This window comes from Curtobacterium sp. L3-7 (assembly GCF_048756585.1).
In the GTDB taxonomy this organism is placed as follows: Bacteria; Actinomycetota; Actinomycetes; order Actinomycetales; family Microbacteriaceae; genus Curtobacterium.
Genome location: NZ_CP151474.1, coordinates 3,106,338 through 3,124,566 on the forward strand (window position 1 = coordinate 3,106,338; position 18,229 = coordinate 3,124,566).

The window sequence follows — 18,229 nt, forward strand, 5'->3', positions numbered from 1 at the left end:
CGTCAGCCGCGCAGCAGGTTCTGCAGGTAGACGCCGTAGCCGCCCTTGACGAGCGGTGCGGCGAGGTCGGCGAGCTGTGCGTCGTCGATCCAGCCGTTGCGCCAGGCGATCTCCTCGATGCAGCCGACCTTGAATCCCTGACGGTCCTCGATGACCTTCACGTACTCGGAGGCCTGCATCATCGACTCGAACGTGCCGGTGTCGAGCCAGGCGGTGCCGCGGTCGAGGACCTGCACGCCGAGCTCGCCCGCCTCGAGGTAGCGCTCGTTGACCGTCGAGATCTCGAGCTCCCCACGGGCGCTCGGCTCGATGGTCTTCGCGATCTCGATGACCTTGTTGTCGTAGAAGTACAGGCCGGGAACGGCGTAGTTGGACTTCGGTTCCGCCGGCTTCTCCTCGATGGAGACCGCGGTGAAGTCGTCGTCGAACTCCACGACGCCGTACGCCTTCGGGTCGGCCACGTGGTACGCGAAGATCGTCGCGCCCTGGACCTCGGTGTTCTTCTTCAGGCTGGTGCCGAGACCGGTGCCGTGGAAGATGTTGTCGCCGAGGACGAGCGCGACGCTGTCGTCGCCGATGAAGTCCTCGCCGATGACGAAGGCCTGCGCGAGGCCGTCCGGGGACGGCTGCACGGCGTACTGGATCTCCATGCCGAGGGCCGAGCCGTCGCCGAGGAGCGCCTTGAACTGTTCGTTGTACTCCGGCGTCGTGATCACGAGGACCTCGCGGATGCCGGCCATCATGAGCGTCGACAGCGGGTAGTAGACCATCGGCTTGTCGTAGATCGGCATGAGCTGCTTGCTGATGCCCTTGGTGATCGGCCAGAGGCGCGTGCCGGAACCGCCGGCGAGGATGATGCCCTTCATGATCGGACTCCCCCCATGTACGACGCGTCGGTTACTTCGGTCAGGATGATGCCCTTCACGGGTCTCCTTAGTTCGTGGTCCGGAGGGACTCGGTGTAGGCGACGCACTCGTCGTACGTCGGCAGCAGACCGAGCTCTGCGGCCTGCTCGAGCGTCGGTGCGCTGGTGTCCTTCTCGGAGAGCACCGGCTCGCCGATGCCGTCCGGCAGCTCGAGCCCGACGGTCGGGTCGAGGATCGTGATGCCCTTCTCGCGCTCCGGGTTGTAGTGCGCGCTGACGAGGTAGTTCACGGTGGAGGAGTCCTCGAGCGCCACGATCGCGTGACCGAGCCCCTCGGAGAGGTAGACGGCCTTGCGGTCGACGTCGTCGATGCGGACCGAGTCCCACTGCCCGAACGTCGGCGACCCGACGCGGATGTCGACGATGTAGTCGATGAACGCGCCACGGACGGCCGTCACGTACTTGGCCTGGCTCGGCGCGACGAGGGCGTAGTGGATCCCGCGCGCGACGCCGCGCGACGAGATCGACATGTTCACCTGGCGGAGGTCGAGCGGGTGCCCGACGGTCTCCTCGAGGACGTCGGCGCGGTAGGCCTCGAGGAATGCTCCTCGTGCGTCGCCGTGCTGGACGGGGGTGAACTCCCACGCGCCGGGGATCTTCAGTTCGCGGATCTGCACCGGAGCAGCCTAGCAAGGACCCCGATCGCCGCCCTGCGAGCACCTTCACCAAATCGAGCCGCGCCGTTGCCCGATTGCCAGTCGTTGATCCGCTACTTTTCCGGATGTCACATCCTTGGGGGAACCAGAGAACATGCTCGCGAACGTCGATGAACCATCCGGCACCACGGTGCGGGAGCTGCCACCTCGACCGCGGCGTGTCCTCGACCCGGTGCTCGCACCGATCGGCCGATTGCTGCGCCGACTCGGTGCCGCACCGGTGCTCTACGCGATCGTCGCGGCTGTCACGGTCGGGTACTTCATCGCGGCGGTGCCGGCCGGCTGGGGGCTCGACGAGCAGTCGCACGTCAACCGGGCGTACCAGGTGCAGCAGGGACAGCTGCTCCCCCAGCTCCGGGACGACGGCCGGACCTTCGGCGGGCAGATCCCGACCGACCTGCAGCGCTTCGACATGCTCGGGTGGGACTGGGCGAACCACGTCGACTACCGGGCGCCGTACTTCCAGCGCCACGACTTCCGCGACCGCGCGCAGTACGACAGGCTGGGCTCCGTCGTCCTCGACCCGGATTCCCCCACCGAGTCCGTCGACTTCACCAACGCGGGCGCGTCGAGCTTCGTGCCGTACCTGCCGAGTGCCGTGGGGATGCGGATCGGCCTCGCACTGCACCAGGACGTCGCGACGGTGATGGTGCTCGGCCGGGTCGTGAACGCCCTCGTCGCGATCGGGTTGACGACACTCGCCATCGGTCTGCTCCGACGCAGCCGGTCCCGCTGGTTGTTCATGGCGGTGGGGCTCCTGCCGAGCGTGCTGTTCCTGGACTCGTACACGACCGCCGACTCCTTCACGACCGCGATCTGCATGCTCTTCGTCGCCGGCATCGTGCGGCTCTGCACGGACCAGCACCCCCGCCTCGCGATCGTCATCGGGACAGCCGCCGCCGGCCTCGGCGTCGTGGCCGCGAAACCCACGTACGTGCTGCTCCTCGCGCTCGCGCTCCTCGTCCCGCTCGCCAGGTGGACCACCGCTCGTCGATCGGACGCCGCCGGGCGACCCAGGACGCTCCGCGAGTTCGGTGCGGCCGCAGCGTTCCTGGTCGTCGCCGCGGTGCCGACGCTCGTGCTGCTGTCCGTGACCAGCCCGATCGCGAAGGCCATCCGACTCCAGCGGGTGGGCGTCTGGCAGGGCATCGACTCCGGCCGGCAGGTGCACTTCCTGCTCGAGCACCCGACGGCGCTGGCCGGCATCCTCGGCCGGTCGGTCGCATCGTTCGGCGAGTGGTGGGTGCACGGCCTCGTCGGGGCGTTCGGGTACAACGCCGTCGACCTCATGCAGCCGTTCAGCACGATCGCCATCATCGGCGTCGTCCTCGCGGCGGTCGTCGCGGACCGGCTGCCGCGGCTCGTCGCGCTCGGGATGGCCGTCGTCGGAGCCGTGACCGCGCTCGCCGTGATCGTCGCGCTCTACCTGACCTTCAACGTGGTGGGGTCCCCCGACGTCGTCGGCGTGCAGGGTCGGTACTTCGCTCCGCTCGTGGCGCTGCTCGGGGTCGGCATCGCCGGACTCGTCCCGATCCGCGCACGGGTGAGCGACCGCGGCGGCGCGGCGTTGTTCACGACGCTCGCGGTCGTGCCGCTGGTCGCGTCCGTGGTGCAGTGGCACGTGACGCTCTACTGACGGCGCGGCGCTGACCGCCAGAGCCGTCAGACGCCGAGGGCCCCTCGCCACGCCGTCTCGGCACCGATCGACCGCTCGGCCCTGACGTACGCCTGTGCCAGCGCGACCCGGTCGTCCGACTCGGCGAACGCCGTGAGCAGGGCGCGGCGCCAGGGGTCGACGCCGTCCCCGGCGAGGAGCCCGCCGTGGGCATCCACCCCGGCGTAGGACGGACGATCCGACCCGACGAACGGCAGGCCCAGCATCGCGTACTCCAGGAACTTGAGGTCGCTCTTCGCGTCGTTGAACGGATCGGCGGTGAGCGGCGCGACACCGGCCGACCACCGCGAGGCGTTCGCGCGCAGGAACGCCACGAACTCCGGGTAGTGGGTCCCGCCCTCCGGCAGCGGCAGGCGGTCGAACCACTGGTCGTCGACGTCGGTCACGCCGATCACCTCGAGGCGTACCGGTCGGCCCGTGGCGTCGGCGAACCCGTCGAACACCGGCCGGAGCAGGTCCAGGTCGCCCCCGTGCGTCGCGGAGCCCATGTACAGGACCCGCCTGGGACCGTCGGGGTCGGGACGCACCGGCCCGTCGCCCCACATGCCCGGCTGCACCGCGTTCGGGACGACAACGACGTCGAGCCCCTCGGCACGGAGCACCGCACCGAGGGGCTCGGTCGACGTGACCACGATGTCCGCCGCTCGGACGATCCGCTGGACGGACTCGAGCCGATCGGGCGCGTACTCGGCACGGGCGAGCCGCGCCCGGGCGTCGTCGCTGAAGAAGTCGTCGTCGATCTCGGCCACGATCCGGGTGCCCTCCCGGGCTGCCCGCTCGAGCGCGGCGTCCACGGAGGCCAGGGGGAAGGCGTCGCGCTGGACCAGCAGCGCGTCGATGTGCGCCGTGTCGGAGCCGTCCGCCCACCGCACCGGGTCGACCTGCGCGACGATCGCGGCACCCGTCGCGGCCAGGGCCGACATCCGACCGGTGACGCGGATGTGCGCGGATGCGGGGTGCACGCCGCCTGCACCGTGCACGACGAACCCGACCAGCGGCGGCGGTGTGGACACGGTGGCATCGGGTGCCGGTGCGGAGCCTGGACGGCGGAGGAGTCGGGCGACGGACGACCGGAAGGGTGCCATCCGACCATCGTGGCACGGCGACGCCCAGCCAGGCGCGCGCCCACGGCCCGGCTCCGGTCTGCATAGACTGAGTCGTCTGTGCGCCCACGCGATCAGTGCATCCGCATAGAATGTCCGGCGACTTCCGGGCCGGAACCCGCCGGCCGACGACCCCACAGGACCCACTCCCCCGTGAAACTGTTCGTGCAGATCCCCTGCCTCAACGAGGAGCAGACGCTCCCCTCGGTGCTCGAGACCATCCCCACGTCGATCCCCGGGGTCGACGAGATCGAGATCCTCGTCATCGACGACGGCTCGACCGACCGCACCGTCGAGGTCGCGAAGGCGCACGGCGTCCGGCACTTCGTGCGGCACACGACGAACATGGGGCTCGCCCGGTCGTTCCGCGACGGGGTCGACTACGCCCTGCTGCACGGCGCGGACATCGTCGTGAACACCGACGGGGACAACCAGTACCCGCAGTCCCAGATCGCCGACCTCGTCCAGCCGATCCTCCGACGCGAGGCGGAGATCGTGATCGGCGACCGGCAGACGCGTACGATCGAGCACTTCTCCGGCTTCAAGAAGCTCATGCAGCGCTTCGGTTCGTGGGTCGCGAGCCGCGCAGCCGGGCTCGACCTCCCCGACGCCGCGAGTGGGTTCCGCGCGTACTCGAAGTACTCGCTCATCCGGCTGAACATCGTCACGCGCTTCAGCTACTGCATGGAGACGATCGTCCAGGCCGGGTACAAGCGCCTGGCGATCGCGAGCATCCCGATCACGACGAACGCCAAGACCCGGGAATCGCGCCTCTTCAAGAACATCTGGCAGCACATGTTCCAGTCGGGCTCGGCGATCGCCCGTGTCTACCTGATGTACCGGCCGATGGCGCTGTTCCTCTGGGTCGCGCTCGTCCTCGGCGGACTCGGCGCGTGGCCGCTGGTGCGCTACCTGGTGCTGCTCGCGATGCACACCGGCGGGAACCACCTCCAGTCGATCATCCTCGGTGTGGTGCTGCTCATCACCGCGGTCCTCGCGATCGTGATCGGTGTCGTCGCCGACCTCACCAGGCTGAACCGGACCCTCGCGGAAGAGCAGCTCGACCTGCAGAAGCTCGCACGGTACGGTGACTGACCGCGGCACCGTGGCGGGCGAACGCGGGCTCGGCGCGCCCCGTCCGACCCGGTCCGAGGGCATCACCGTCACGGTCGTCACCGCCCTCTTCGTGCTCGTGCTCTGCGCGTTCGCCGTCATCACCCACCCGTACGACGCCGCCGACGAGATGGCACACGTCGACGCGGTACTGCAGCTCGCGACCGGGCACGCCTGGGCGGCCCCGGGGACGATGCACGTCCTCGACGCCGTGCACGCTTCGGTGTCGTCGGCGTCGGCCGCGACGGCCACGTGGGGTGAGCTGCTCGCCGGGCACCCCGGGTACTACGAGCGCATCACCGACCAGATGACGCAGCACCCGCCGACCTACTACCTGATCGGTGCCGGGTTCCTCCACCTCATCGGCTTCGAGGACCTGCACTGGTCCGACGGCGTGCTGGCGCTGCGTCTGCTCGACGTCGCGTTCGTCGCCCCGCTCCCGGTGATCGCCTGGGCCACCGTCCGACGGCTCACCCGGTCCGGGCGCGCCGGGGTCGTCGGTGCTGCAGCCGTGCTGGCGGTCCCGCAGGTCGCGGTGGTCGGATCGGCCGTGACGAACGACGCCCCCGTCCTCCTGTTCTCCGGACTGGTCACGCTCGTGGCGGTCCGGGTACTCACGGGTGACCGACGGCTCCTGGTCGCGATCCTCCTCGCGCTGCTCACCGGCGCCCTGGTCTGGTTCAAGGGCACCGGCCTGCCGGCGGTGCCCTTCGTCCTCGTCGCCGTCCTGTTGCCGGCGGTGCGCTGGTGGGGCTGGCCACGCGCCCTCCTGCGGACCGTCGTCGTCGGCGCGGTCACCGCGGCCGTCGGCTCGTGGTGGTGGCTGCACAACCTGCTCGCCTACGGCACCGTGCAGCCGGACGGGTTCGTCGCACGCAAGGCACAGTCGTTCCCGGACGGACAGGGACCTGATCTCGCACAGTTCGTCCAGGTCACCTGGGACACGATCGTCCGGACGTTCTGGGGCAGCTCGGGGGTCGGCGCCTCGAACGCGGTGACCCCGTACCTGTCGGTCGTCGGCACCGTGCTCGGGATCGTCGTCATCGCGGTGTTCGCGTTCCGTCGGGGACGCACGCTCGTGCCGGCCATCACCCTCGCGGTCCTGCCCGTCGTGATCCTGCTGCTGCAGACGCAGACCACCTGGTCGGCGTACCTCCGGTCGACCGAGATCGCCGGAACCCAGGGCCGGTACTACTTCCCCGCCCTGGTCGCACTCATCGCCCTCAGCGCGCTCGCCTGGCGACGGCTCCCCCGCACCGAGGCCGGTCGTCGCCGACTCGCCGCCGGCATCGCGATCGTCGCGATCGCGATCGCCGTCTACGGTGTCTGGCTGCAGTGGCGTGCGGGTTGGGAGGGACGGTCGTTCCTCGTGACCACCGGCGGCATCGACGACTACGCCGCGAACGGCCCGGTGCCGCTCGCCGCACTGGCGGTCGTCGTGGTGGCGCTCCTGGTGGGTGCCGTCGTCGCCGTGGTGCTCGTGGTGCGCGCGACCCGGTCCGTGGTCCCGTCGACGGAAGGCACAGCGTGAGGCGCTTCACCCGTCCGACCGTCCTGCTCCTCGCGCTCACGACCATCGCGTGGATCGCGTTGCTGACGCTCTGGGCCCTCGTCACCCCGGCGTTCGGCACGCACGGCGAGGTCGACGGCGTCGACGCGGTCTTCCGGACCGCGCTCGGGGCCGGCTGGCCCGCCCCGGGGCAGATGCACGCGCTGGCCTCGACACGATGGCTGTTCGAGAACCCCGCCGATCGGTCCACGGTCGCCGCCGTGCTCGCGGCGCACCCGGGCGAGACGACGATCGTCAACCCGTTGTCGCAGCATCCCCAGACCTTCTTCCTCGCCGCGGGCGCCGTCCTGCGGATCGCGCACTGGGAGTCGCTCCGCTGGGACCACGCCGTCCTGCTGATCCGCCTGGTCGACGTCGTCCTGCTCGCACCGCTCCCGCTGCTCGTCGCCGGGACCGCCCGTCGACTCGTCGGATCGCCGCGTGTCGCCGTCGTCGCACCCCTGCTGCTCTTCGCCGTCCCGAAGGCCGCGCAGTTCGGCGCATCGGTCACGCTCTGGGCTCCGCTCGTCCTCATCGCAGCGATCGTGACCTGGCTCGCGGCACGCGTCCTCACCGGCGACCGGTCGTGGTGGACGTCCGTCGGACTCGCCGTGGCGGCGGCGTGCGGCGCGACGATCAACGCGATGGGGCTGCTGCTCGTGGTCTTCGCGCTCACGATCGTGCTCGTCGCCCGCCACGACCTGCGGTGGTCCGAGACCCTCGTCCGCCGCGCGATCGACGTCGTGGTCGTCATCGTCCCGGCGGCGATCGTCGGAGCCGTGTTCTGGCGGAGCCTCCGGACCGGATGGGTCCCGGACGCCGCCCCACAGCCGGACCCGATCCCCCCGGCATCCCCGACCGGGATGAACCCCGGCGACTTCCTCAACGGGCAGTGGAACGGCGGCACGGCCACGTTCTGGGGCGGACTCGGCGACGACGCGTTCGGATTCACGCCACCGCTCGTCGCCGGACTCACCGTGGTCGGCCTCGGCGTGCTCTTCTGGGCGGCCGTCCGCGCCGACCGTGCCCTGCGTCCGACGTGGGGTGTGCTGCTGTGGCCGGCGCTCGTCGTCGCGGCCGTGCTCGGCTACGAGTGGCGCAACGCCCTCGCCGACAACCAGATCGCCACGTCGAGCGGCCGCTTCCTGCTCGTCGCCGTCCCCGCCCTGGTCGCGGGGTTCGTCGCCGCCGCCGCGTCGCTCCTCCCGAGCACCCGAGCCCGTCGCACCACGGCGCTCATCGGCGGGGTCGGAGCGCTCCTCATCGCGGCGTACGGGCTCCTCATCGGCTTCTCCGGCGCGTACCAGGCCGGCCGTGTCGGCCTGACCGGCGCCGGGCTCGCCGCCCTCGCCGGGTCGACCCCGCTCGGGTGGCAGGTCCTGGCCGCAGTGGCCGCGCTCCTCGGCGCGGCGTCGGTCGCAGCCGTGGTCGCCCTCGTGCTGGTCGTGGCCGCCAGGAGTACGCCGCCGCCGCTCCCGCTAGACTCTCCGCCGACCGTCGAACCGACACAAAGGAACAATCCGTGAAGATCCTCGTCACCGGAGGAGCCGGCTTCATCGGCTCGAACTTCGTCCGCCGGACCCTCCAGGACGCCTACCCGGGCCTCGAGGGCGCCGAGGTCGTCGTCTACGACGCACTGACCTACTCGGGGAACCTGGCGAACCTCGCTCCCGTCGCCGACTCCCCCCGGTACAGCTTCGTGCAGGGCGACATCCGCGACGCCGCGAAGCTCGACGAGGTCGTGCCGACCGTGGACGCGATCGTGCACTTCGCCGCCGAGTCCCACGTCGACCGCTCGGTCCGCGACTCGGGCATCTTCGTGGAGACCAACGTCGTCGGCACCCAGCGTCTGCTCGACGCCGCGCTCCGCCACGGCACCGAGCGCTTCGTGCACGTCTCCACCGACGAGGTGTACGGGTCGATCAGCGAGGGCTCGTGGGACGAGGAGCGCCCGCTCGAGCCGAACTCGCCGTACTCGGCGTCGAAGGCCGGCAGCGACCTCCTCGCCCGCAGCTACCACCGCACCCACGGACTCAACCTCTCGATCACGCGCTGCTCGAACAACTACGGGCCGTACCACTTCCCCGAGAAGGTCATCCCGCTCTTCGTCACGAACCTCATCGACGACGTGCACGTCCCCCTCTACGGCGAGGGCAACAACATCCGCGACTGGCTGCACGTCGACGACCACACCCGCGGCATCGCGATGGTCCTGACCCGCGGTCGCGCCGGCGAGATCTACAACATCGGTGGCGGCACGGAGCTCACGAACAAGGAGCTCACCGAGCTCCTCCTCGAAGCGACCGGCAAGGACTGGTCGTACGTCGACCGCGTCGCCGACCGGCTCGGCCACGACCTCCGCTACTCGGTCGACATCTCGAAGATCCAGGCGGAGCTCGGCTACGAGCCGCAGGTCCCCTTCGCCCAGGGCCTCGCCGACGTCGTCCAGTGGTACCGCGACAACCGTTCGTGGTGGGAGCCCCTCAAGGAGCGCGCCGCGCTCGCCTGAGCACGGCCAGGAACGACGGACGCACGCATGACCCGCTACCTCATCACCGGCGCCGCCGGCATGCTCGGTCAGGACCTCCAGCAGGCCCTGGCCGGGCGTGACGTGACCGCACTGTCCCGAGCCGACCTCGACATCACCGACCAGGCTGCCGTCACCGCAGCGGTGGCCGGGCACGACGTGGTCATCAACGCGGCCGCGTACACGAAGGTCGACGACGCCGAGTCGCACGAGGACGACGCCCACGCCGTGAACGCGCAGGGCCCGGCCGTCCTCGCGACGGCCGCGGTCGCGGCCGGCGCGAAGCTCGTGCAGGTCTCGACGGACTACGTCTTCGACGGCAACGGCACGTCCCCCTACGCCGAGGACGAGCCCACCGACCCGATCGGTGCGTACGGCCGGACGAAGGCCGCTGGTGAGGCAGCCGTCCTCGCGATCGCGCCGGACTCGTCGTACATCGTCAGGGCCGCGTGGCTCTACGGTGCGCACGGTCCGAACTTCGCGAAGACGATGATCCGACTGTCCGCGTCCCACGACACCGTGCGCGTCGTCACCGACCAGATCGGGCAGCCCACCTGGACCGGCGACCTCGCCCGGCAGATCGTGGCGATGCTCGACGCCGACGCGCCGGCCGGGATCTACCACGGCACCAACGGCGGCCAGGGGTCCTGGTTCGACTTCACCAAGGCGATCTTCACCGAGGCCGGCCTCGACCCTGCACGGGTCCTCCCGACGGACAGCGCCGCGTTCGTCCGCCCGGCCCCACGCCCCGCGTACTCCGTGCTCGGGCACGACGCATGGTCGCGCGCCGGCATCCCGCCGATGCGCGACTGGCGCGAGGCGCTCCACGCCGCGGCCGTGGACGGGGTCCTCGCCGCGTGACGGTCACCACTTCGCTCGTCGTCGGGGGCGGCGGGTTCCTCGGCCGTGCGGTCGTCGCCGCGCTCGAGGACGCCGGCGACCGGGTGCTCGTGCCCCGCGTGCCGTGGGGCGACCAGGACGCAGCAGCGGCGGTCCTGGTCGACGCCGTCCGTGCGCTCCGTGCAGGCGACGGCCCCTGGCGGCTGGTCTGGTGCGCCGGGACGGGCTTCGTGGCGACCGGGGCGGACGCCTTCGCCACCGAGGCCGCGCTGCTGGCCCGCGTGCTCGACCCCGCTGCGACCGCCCCCGACGGGGCCGCCGTGGCGAACACCCCGGCCGTCGCGGGAGCGGCGGGCACCCCCGGCGTCGTGTTCTTCGCGTCGTCCGCGGGTGCCACGTACGCCGGGTCGACCGGGGTCCCGTTCGACGAGTCCACCGATCCCCGCCCGCTCGCACCGTACGGCTCGAGCCGACTGGCGGCCGAAGCGCAGTTCCGCAACTGGGCGGCGGCGACCGGCACCCGCGCGCTCGTCGGCCGGATCGCGAACCTCTACGGACCGGGTGCAAACCTGACGAAGCCGCAGGGTCTGGTGTCGCAGCTCGCGCTCGCGCACGTCGAGGGGCGCCCGTCGTCGATCTACGTGCCGTTCGAGACCACGCGGGACTACCTGTACATCGACGACGCCGCCGCGATGATCGTGGACGCGCTGGACGCGGTCGCCGCCGACCCGGTCGGATCGGCGCGGACCAAGATCTTCGCCTCGCAGGAGGGCCGGTCCATCGCCGAGGTGATCACGGCCGTCGAGCAGGCACTCGGCTCGTCGCTCGACGTGATCGCCGGGCAGGACCCGTCGGCGTCCTTCCAGGGCACCGACCTCCGCTTCCGGTCGACGGTGCTCCCGAGCGTCGACGACCGGCAGCTCGTGCCCTTCGCGGACGGGGTGGCGCGCACCGTCGACGCGATCCGATCCGCGGCGAGCTCGACGACACACCCGCAGGACGAACGAGGAGAACGACGAGGATGACCCGCACCGGAACCCGCCGCGAACGGCTCGTCGCGTGGACCGCGGCGCACCCATGGGCCGGGTTCACCGTGCTCTGTGCCCTGGTCTTCGTCCTCGCCGCGTCCACGGCCCGCGCCTTCACGTACCCGCCGCTGAACGGCGGCGACGAGCCGGCGCACCTCGACTACGTCATCACCGTCTGGCACCTGCATCTACCGGTGTTCGAGAACGGGATCACCTACCACGCCCCGTTCGGCGCCACGACGCCGGTGCAGTGGGTGTCGCAGCACCCGCCGCTGTACTACCTCGTGCTCGCGCCGGTCGTCGGACCGCTGTTCGACGGCGGACACCCCCTGATGGCCGTCATCGCCGGACGGCTGATCAGCGCGCTGATGGCCGGTGCCGTGGTCGTGGCCTCGGCGTGGGCTGCGTGGCGGTGCTTCCCCACCGCGCGTCGGCTCCCCGGCGGCGTCGCGATCGTCACCGCCCTCGCGGGCATGCTCATCCAGCAGGGCGGCTCGATCTACAACGACGTCCTGTTCGTGCTGTTCTGCGTGCTCGCGTGCGGCATCGCCGGTGCCGCGCTGCGCTCCGGCGTCGGTCCTGGCCTGTTCGTCGGCGCCGCCCTGGTCGGCGCGGCCGGGATGACCACCCGGTTGTCGTTCGCGCTCTGGCTCGTCGCGATCGTCGTCGCCGTCGTCCTCGCCCGCCGCGTGCGGTTCTGGGGCTTGTCCGGGATCTGGGCGCGGATCGTCGCCGGTGCCGCACCGGTCGTCGCCGCGGTCGCAGCCTCCGGGTGGTTCTACCTGCACAACAAGCGCACGGCCGGCAACTTCAGCGGCCGGCACGCCGACTGGGGCATCCAGAACATGGGCCGTGTCGAGCGCCCCATCCCGGAGGTCGCGTTCGACGGCAAGTTCTGGACCGACCTGTACGGGATCTACCGAGGCGTGCTGCCACAGTCCGACCCGATCCAGTGGGTGCTGATGATCCTGCCGATGGCCCTCGCGGTCGTGGTCGGCGTCACCCTCCTGGTCCGACGCCGCCGGAACACACCCGCCGGCCTCGACGCCCGCGCCGCCGTCACCGCACAGCGCCGCGACCGCCTGTCGACGCTGCTCATCGTCCTGATGTTCGTGGCGGTGTCGGCACTGCTCAGCGTGACCGAGATCGACTACGTGCACGGCGGCGGTGCGCCGAACACGCGGTACGCCCTGACGATCCTGCCGGTCATCACGATCGCGATGGCGGCTGGACTGACGGGGTGGCGTCGCGCCTCCGGGATCCTCGTCACCGTGTGGATCGCCGTGTCGTTCGTGCCGTACCTGTCGCTGGTCGACCTCCACGTCGCCGGCATCGTGCCCCACGCCGCGCGCGTCGTCCAGCTCATGTTCGCGATCTCGGTGGTCGCCGCGGTCGGGTGCGCGGTCGGCGCCTTCCTCGACGCTCGGCGCGCCGGACCCGCCGCCGTGTCGGAGCCCCGCGAGACCGCAGAACCGGTCGACGTCGAACGCTGACCCGCGCGGCGCTCCCGGTCCGGGAGCGCCGAGTGGTCAGCCGCGCAGCGCCGAGGTGAGCAGGCCGCGGTACCGGTCCGCGACGGCGTCGACGGTGTGCGCGGCCGCGGTTACCGCTGCTGCGCGTCCGAGGCGCTCTGCGAGGACCGGATCGGCGAGCAGTCGATCCACAGCGGCGGCGAGTGCGGCGGCGTCCCCTGGTGGGACCAGGAGCCCGTTCTCGCCGTCCCGGATCACGTCGACGATGCCGGGCACCGCCGAGGCGACGATCGCGCAGCCGGCGGACATGGCCTCGAGCAGCGCGACGGGCAGACCGTCGCGGTCGCCGTTCGCCGCGGGGACCGACGGGTAGAGCGCGATCGACGCGCGCGCGTACTCCGAGGCAAGGTCGTCCTTGCCCCTGGCGCCGAGGAACGTGACCCCGTCGCCCGCACGACGCTCGAGCGCCCCGCGGAGCGGTCCGTCCCCGACGACGACGACCTCCGCCGCGCGCTCCGCCATGCGGTCGAGCGCGTCGAGCAGGACCACGGCACCCTTCTTCTCGACGAGTCGGCCGACGAACAGCACCCGACCGGGCACGCGGGACTCGCGGGCGACCGCCGCGGTGATCGGCGCCAGGTCGACGCCCATCGGGACGACGTGGACCTGGTCGGGTCGTGCGCCGAGCTTGCCGAGTTCGCTCGCCATGTCCGTGCTCATGCAGGTCACGGAGGCGGCGTTCCGGATGACGGCACGCTTGACCGCCTGGAGGACCGGGTTGCGCAGGGCGTAGAGGTCGCCGCCCAGCGTGGTCACCACGCGCGGCAGGTCGCCGAGCACGAGCCGGCCGACGGCCCCCTGGGGGATGATCCAGTGCAGGAGGGCGACGTCGGGCCGCGACCGCCGGCGCTCACGACCGAGCGCGGTCGCCATCGCACCGAAGAAGAACGGCACCTGCACCCAGCGGGAGCGCTTCGCACGCAGGTTGTCGACGATCGCGCCGTCGGCGAGGTCCTGCCAGCGGCTCGGGAAGTAGGTGTACCGCCGGACCTCGACGTCACCGATCCGCTGGTGCTTCCGTGCACCCTTCGTCATCGGTGCGACGACCACGATCCGGTACTCGTCGGACAGCGCCGTCGCGAGGTCGAGGACGAACCCAGGCGTCCCGTCGCCCGGTTCGGCCGGGAACGTCGACGCGGCGACGAGCAGTGTCGGTCGGACAGCGGGGTCGGGTTGCATGCAGCGCACTCGCTTAGAGTTGTCGGTCGATGGACGCACGACAGCCTACGGGGTCGACCCCGACCTCCCCGGAACCCCTCGACACGACGGCGGGGCCCGTTCCGGACCCACCCGCCAGGCGGGGCCGTCGAGAGCGCGTCCTGACCGTCGTGAAGTGGGTGGCGGCCGTCGTCGCCGTCGGGCTGCTCGTGCGGGGCGTCGTCGAGCAGTGGGACGACATCGCCCGCGACTTCGCCCGTCTCGACGCCACCACGATCACCCTCGGGCTCCTCCTCACCTTCGCTGCACTCGTCGCGAACATGCTGTCGTGGCGGTCGATGATGGCGTCGACCGGGCACCGGGTGCGCCTCGCCCCGTCCTCGTCGATCTTCTTCGTCGGGCAGCTCGGCAAGTACATCCCAGGTGGCGTGTGGTCGATCGCCGCGCAGGCCGAGCTCGGTCGCGCCCACGGACTCGCGAGGACCGGCAGCGCCGTCGCGTCGCTCGCGTCGATGCTCGTCAGCATGGTCACCGCGGCGCTCGTCGGCATCGTCGCCCTCCTCCTCTCCGCCACGGACGGCCTCGCACACTTCTGGTGGCTCGCCATCGTCGTCGTGATCGGGCTCGTGGCGCTCACCCCGCCGGTGCTCGGACGGCTCATCGCGCTCGCGTTCCGGCTGCTCCGGCGCCCGCCGCAGGAGATCTCGCTCACGTGGTCGGGCACCACGATGTCGATGGTGTGGTCCGTCGTGATGTGGATCGCGTACGGCGTCCAGGCCTCCTTCGTGCTCCGCGTGTTCGGAGCCGACGACCCGACGCTGTTCCCGGTGGCGACCGGTGCCTACGCGGTCGCGTGGCTGGTCGGGTTCCTGGTCGTCATCGCACCAGCCGGTGTCGGTCCTCGGGAAGCGGTGCTCGTCCTGCTCCTCGGCTCGATCGCCAGCCCGTCCGCCGCACTCGCGCTCGCGGTGATCAGCCGTGCGTTCATGACCGTCGGGGACGTCGTGCTCGCCGGCTTCGGTGCCGCGCTGGCGGTGCGCCACCGTCGGCGGACAGCCGTTCCCGGTGCCCGGGTGGGCGGCCCGGTTCCTCCCGGCGGCCACTGATAGTGTCTGCCATCGGAGCGGCCGGACCGCTCCGATCGACGGCCGAGCCGTTCCGACCGACGGCCAGCAGGAGGCGCACCAGATGACCACACTCCGTGTGATCGTGGACCAGGTGATCGCACCGGTCCCCGGCGGCATCGGTCGCTACGCGGAGGAACTCACCCGGCAGCTGATCGCCACCGCCCCGAGCGGATGCGACGTCGAGGCCGTGGTCTCCGCGGCATCGCCGGCGGAGATCGAGCACCTCACCACGCTCCTCCCCGGGCTGTCCGGGATGGACCGGCTGGCACTCCCCCGTCGCGAGCTCGCGCTCGCCTGGCAGGGCGGGATGGCGCGCGGGGCCTCGCAGGGCATGGTGCACGCACCGAGTGTCCTCGCGCCCCTCGTGAAGCACGATCGCACGCAGGAGCCCGGTCGTCAGACGGTCGTCACGGTGCACGACACCGTGCCGTGGACGCACCCGGAGACCCTCACGCCGCGCGGCGTGCACTTCCACAAGGCCATGGTGAAGCGCGCGTACAAGTACGCCGACGCCGTGGTGGTCCCCACGCACGCGGTCGCCTCGGCGCTCAACGAGATCCACCGCTTCGACGAACGGCTCCGGGTCATCGGCGGCGCTCCGAGCGGTCGCCTCAGGGTGCCCGTGGACGCGGACCTCCGCGCCGAACGCCTCGGCCTCCCGGAGCGCTACGTGCTCGCGGTCGGCACCCTCGAGCCGCGGAAGGGCCTCACCGCCCTGATCGAGGCGATGGCCCACCCGGATGCCCCGCAGGACGTCCCGCTCGTCATCTCCGGCCCCGACGGCTGGGGCGACGTGGACGTCGTCGGCACCGCCGAGCGTGCCGGACTCGCGCCCGACCGGGTGAAGGTGCTCGGCCGTGTGGACGACGCCGACCTCGCCGTGGCCTACGACCGCGCGACGGTGTTCGTGTTCCCGAGCCTCGCCGAGGGGTTCGGCCTCCCCGTCATCGAGGCCATGAGCCTGGGGACGCCCGTCGTGCACTCCGACGACCCGGCCGTCCGCGAAGTCGCCTCGGACGCCGGCGTGTGCGTCGAGCGCTCCCCGAGTGATCGCTACCCGGAGCGACTGGCGCAGGCCGTGTTCCAGGTCGTGAACGACCCGCTCCTCCGGTCGCAGCTCGCGATCGCGGGGCCGGACCGTGCCCGGATGTTCGACTGGCGCGACTCGGCGCTCGAGACCTGGCAGCTGCACGCCGACCTCTGACGCGACGGGCATCCGGCGCTGAATCACGGCTCCGCATCGATCGCCTCCGGCCACCGTGTCGTCCAGCTCCGTCGGCGCGGGCACCTGCCATCATCGGCTCATGGCACGCCGCAACCGCATCACGGTCCTCACCGCTTCCCTCGTCATCGGCATCGGCATGACCGCCGTGCTCGCGGCCTGCTCGACCGGGGACGACGCGGCGCCCAGCGGATCGGCGTCGCCGTCGGCGTCGCGGAGCGCGTCGACCTCCCCGAGCGCGACCCCGACCGACGACCAGACCGGTTCCGCCGACGACGGCACCGGTCCCGGCACGGGCAACGGCAGCGGCGTCGACAACCCGACCTCGGTCGACTGGGCGACCGTGACGAAGCAGGGGCTCGCGGCAGCCGGTGGTGGCACGGTCGTCTCGCTCACCGGAGCCGGCGACAACTGGACCGTGGTCGTCGCCGACGCCAGCGGTGCCCGGACGCAGTCGGTCGTGTCCGCGACGCTCGCACGGGTGACCTCCGGACCGTTCCCGAAGGAATCGGACAGCCAGACGATGGCCGACGACGTCGCGCGCGCGGCGGCGCTGAAGGTCGACGCCGCCGCGGCCGCCGCCGACGCCGAGAAGTCCACCGCTGGGGCGAAGCTCTCGTCACTCGTGCTCGGCGGGACCGGGGCCGCACCGGTGTGGACGGCGACGCTGACCGTGTCCGGCGCGACCACGACGGTGACGGTCGACGGCACGACGGGGGCGACCACGGCCTCCTGAGCGACGGCACGCGCCGTCTGCGCACGGCGCGTATGCTCTCCCGAACGTGACCGAGGTGGGTCCGCCACGGTCACCGTCGACAGGGAGGACGAGACCGGATGCGAACGACGAGATGGCGCACGATCGCCGTGGGGACGATCCTCGGGGTGGGGGCGGTGACCGCCATGGCGAGCGGGCCGGCCGCCGCCGTGACCGGTGTGGATCCCACACCGACCGCGACCAGCAGCACGTCGACGGCCGAGGACCCGTCGATCGCCACGATGGACCAGACCGGCAACCACGCCATGGGTGCGAGCATCGCGGCGCACGCCGCCTCGGCGGGGTCGGCTGCCGGCGCCAGGGCCCAGGCGACCACGCAGGCCGCGACCGGTGGTCCGCCGCCTGGACGGGTGCAGGGCATGGACGTCAGCGCGTGGCAGCACGACGTCGACTTCCGCAGCGCGTACGCGAAGGGTGCCCGCTTCGCGTACATCAAGGTGTCCGAGGGCGTCAGCTACACGAGTCCGTACTACCCACGGCAGTACAACGCCTCGAAGAACGCTGGCGTGATCCGCGGGGGGTACGCGTACGCGCAACCGTCCCAGGCGAGCGGCACCGCGACGGCCGCGTACTTCTTCTCGCACGGCGGCGGGTGGAGCAACGACGGCAAGACCCTGCCGCCGCTCCTCGACATCGAGTACGGCAGCGCCGCGCAGGGCACCTGCTACGGGCTGAGCCAGACGGCGATGGTCAACTGGATCCTGGAGTACTCGACGGCCGTGTACGACAAGGTCCACCGCTGGCCGGCGATCTACACGACGACCGACTGGTGGAAGCGCTGCACCGGCAACTCCGCGAAGTTCCCGGGCAACCCGCTGTTCGTCGCGCTCTACCCGGTCAACGACTTCACCACGCCAGGCACCGTCGGCGCGAGCTGGGGACGGTGGACCTTCTGGCAGTGGGCGTCGACCGGCACGTTCCCGGGTGATCAGGACGTGACCGTGCACTCCGTCGCGTCGCTCCGCGTGTTCGCCAGCCGCACCGACTGACGAGGGCTCG

The 18,229-nt window shown here is 71.6% G+C and carries 16 protein-coding genes; 12 read left to right on the forward strand and 4 right to left on the reverse strand.

What is annotated here, in order from left to right:
• Positions 1 to 2: 2 nt before the first annotated feature.
• The gene (gene rfbA / locus AAEP80_RS14920; protein ID WP_281264996.1) at positions 3 to 866 is read right to left on the reverse strand and encodes a glucose-1-phosphate thymidylyltransferase RfbA; all 864 of its coding nucleotides are present in this window, start codon (positions 864 to 866) and stop codon (positions 3 to 5) included.
• Positions 867 to 933: 67 nt separating this feature from the next.
• A complete protein-coding gene (locus AAEP80_RS14925) occupies positions 934 to 1,542 on the reverse strand; it encodes a dTDP-4-dehydrorhamnose 3,5-epimerase family protein (RefSeq protein ID WP_413601586.1) in 609 nt (202 codons plus the stop codon).
• 133 nt (positions 1,543 to 1,675) lie between these two features.
• Here AAEP80_RS14925 and AAEP80_RS14930 point away from each other — a divergent pair, with 133 nt between their 5' ends.
• Entirely contained in the window at positions 1,676 to 3,217 is a 1,542-nt protein-coding gene (locus AAEP80_RS14930) for a DUF2142 domain-containing protein (protein ID WP_420364971.1), read from the forward strand.
• Positions 3,218 to 3,243: 26 nt separating this feature from the next.
• Here the strand turns inward: AAEP80_RS14930 and AAEP80_RS14935 are convergent, their stop codons facing one another.
• Entirely contained in the window at positions 3,244 to 4,341 is a 1,098-nt protein-coding gene (locus AAEP80_RS14935; protein ID WP_420364972.1) for a hypothetical protein, read from the reverse strand.
• 171 nt (positions 4,342 to 4,512) lie between these two features.
• Here AAEP80_RS14935 and AAEP80_RS14940 point away from each other — a divergent pair, with 171 nt between their 5' ends.
• From AAEP80_RS14940 to AAEP80_RS14970, 7 genes are read left to right on the forward strand one after another with little or no spacing between them, the layout of a single operon-like run.
• The gene (locus tag AAEP80_RS14940; RefSeq protein WP_281265000.1) at positions 4,513 to 5,454 is read left to right on the forward strand and encodes a glycosyltransferase family 2 protein; all 942 of its coding nucleotides are present in this window, start codon (positions 4,513 to 4,515) and stop codon (positions 5,452 to 5,454) included.
• Positions 5,447 to 7,003, forward strand: coding sequence for a glycosyltransferase family 39 protein (locus AAEP80_RS14945; RefSeq protein ID WP_420364973.1), 1,557 nt, complete (start codon positions 5,447 to 5,449; stop codon positions 7,001 to 7,003). The genes AAEP80_RS14940 and AAEP80_RS14945 overlap by 8 nt, the downstream gene beginning before the upstream one ends.
• Complete coding sequence (locus AAEP80_RS14950) at positions 7,000 to 8,547, forward strand: hypothetical protein (RefSeq protein ID WP_420364974.1); 1,548 nt, start codon at positions 7,000 to 7,002, stop codon at positions 8,545 to 8,547. The genes AAEP80_RS14945 and AAEP80_RS14950 overlap by 4 nt, the downstream gene beginning before the upstream one ends.
• Positions 8,544 to 9,530 (forward strand): dTDP-glucose 4,6-dehydratase, encoded by a 987-nt coding sequence (rfbB, locus tag AAEP80_RS14955; RefSeq protein WP_281265003.1) that lies wholly within the window; start codon positions 8,544 to 8,546, stop codon positions 9,528 to 9,530. The genes AAEP80_RS14950 and rfbB overlap by 4 nt, the downstream gene beginning before the upstream one ends.
• A gap of 27 nt (positions 9,531 to 9,557) precedes the next feature.
• Positions 9,558 to 10,409, forward strand: a complete 852-nt coding sequence (rfbD, locus tag AAEP80_RS14960; RefSeq protein WP_420364975.1) for a dTDP-4-dehydrorhamnose reductase — start codon at positions 9,558 to 9,560, stop codon at positions 10,407 to 10,409.
• On the forward strand, positions 10,406 to 11,413 hold the full coding sequence (locus AAEP80_RS14965) for an NAD-dependent epimerase/dehydratase family protein (RefSeq protein WP_413601580.1): 1,008 nt from the start codon (positions 10,406 to 10,408) through the stop codon (positions 11,411 to 11,413). The genes rfbD and AAEP80_RS14965 overlap by 4 nt, the downstream gene beginning before the upstream one ends.
• Positions 11,410 to 12,909: a hypothetical protein gene (locus tag AAEP80_RS14970; RefSeq protein WP_420364976.1), complete on the forward strand. Its 1,500-nt coding sequence runs from the start codon at positions 11,410 to 11,412 to the stop codon at positions 12,907 to 12,909. Before AAEP80_RS14965 ends, AAEP80_RS14970 begins: the two co-directional genes overlap by 4 nt.
• 36 nt (positions 12,910 to 12,945) lie before the next feature.
• Here the strand turns inward: AAEP80_RS14970 and AAEP80_RS14975 are convergent, their stop codons facing one another.
• On the reverse strand, positions 12,946 to 14,127 hold the full coding sequence (locus AAEP80_RS14975; protein WP_420364977.1) for a glycosyltransferase: 1,182 nt from the start codon (positions 14,125 to 14,127) through the stop codon (positions 12,946 to 12,948).
• 29 nt (positions 14,128 to 14,156) lie between these two features.
• On the opposite strand from AAEP80_RS14975, the gene AAEP80_RS14980 reads away from it, so the two are divergent.
• From AAEP80_RS14980 to AAEP80_RS14995, 4 genes are all read left to right on the forward strand, one after another.
• Positions 14,157 to 15,212 carry a lysylphosphatidylglycerol synthase transmembrane domain-containing protein gene (locus AAEP80_RS14980; protein ID WP_413601577.1) on the forward strand — a complete coding sequence of 352 codons (1,056 nt, stop codon included), beginning with the start codon at positions 14,157 to 14,159 and terminating at the stop codon, positions 15,210 to 15,212.
• An 82-nt stretch (positions 15,213 to 15,294) separates the two neighbouring features.
• Positions 15,295 to 16,437, forward strand: a complete 1,143-nt coding sequence (locus AAEP80_RS14985) for a glycosyltransferase family 4 protein (protein WP_413601576.1) — start codon at positions 15,295 to 15,297, stop codon at positions 16,435 to 16,437.
• Between the two features lie 100 nt (positions 16,438 to 16,537).
• Entirely contained in the window at positions 16,538 to 17,191 is a 654-nt protein-coding gene (locus tag AAEP80_RS14990) for a hypothetical protein (protein WP_413601575.1), read from the forward strand.
• Positions 17,192 to 17,289: 98 nt separating this feature from the next.
• The gene (locus AAEP80_RS14995) at positions 17,290 to 18,219 is read left to right on the forward strand and encodes a GH25 family lysozyme (RefSeq protein ID WP_420364978.1); all 930 of its coding nucleotides are present in this window, start codon (positions 17,290 to 17,292) and stop codon (positions 18,217 to 18,219) included.
• The last annotated feature ends 10 nt before the right edge of the window (positions 18,220 to 18,229 follow it).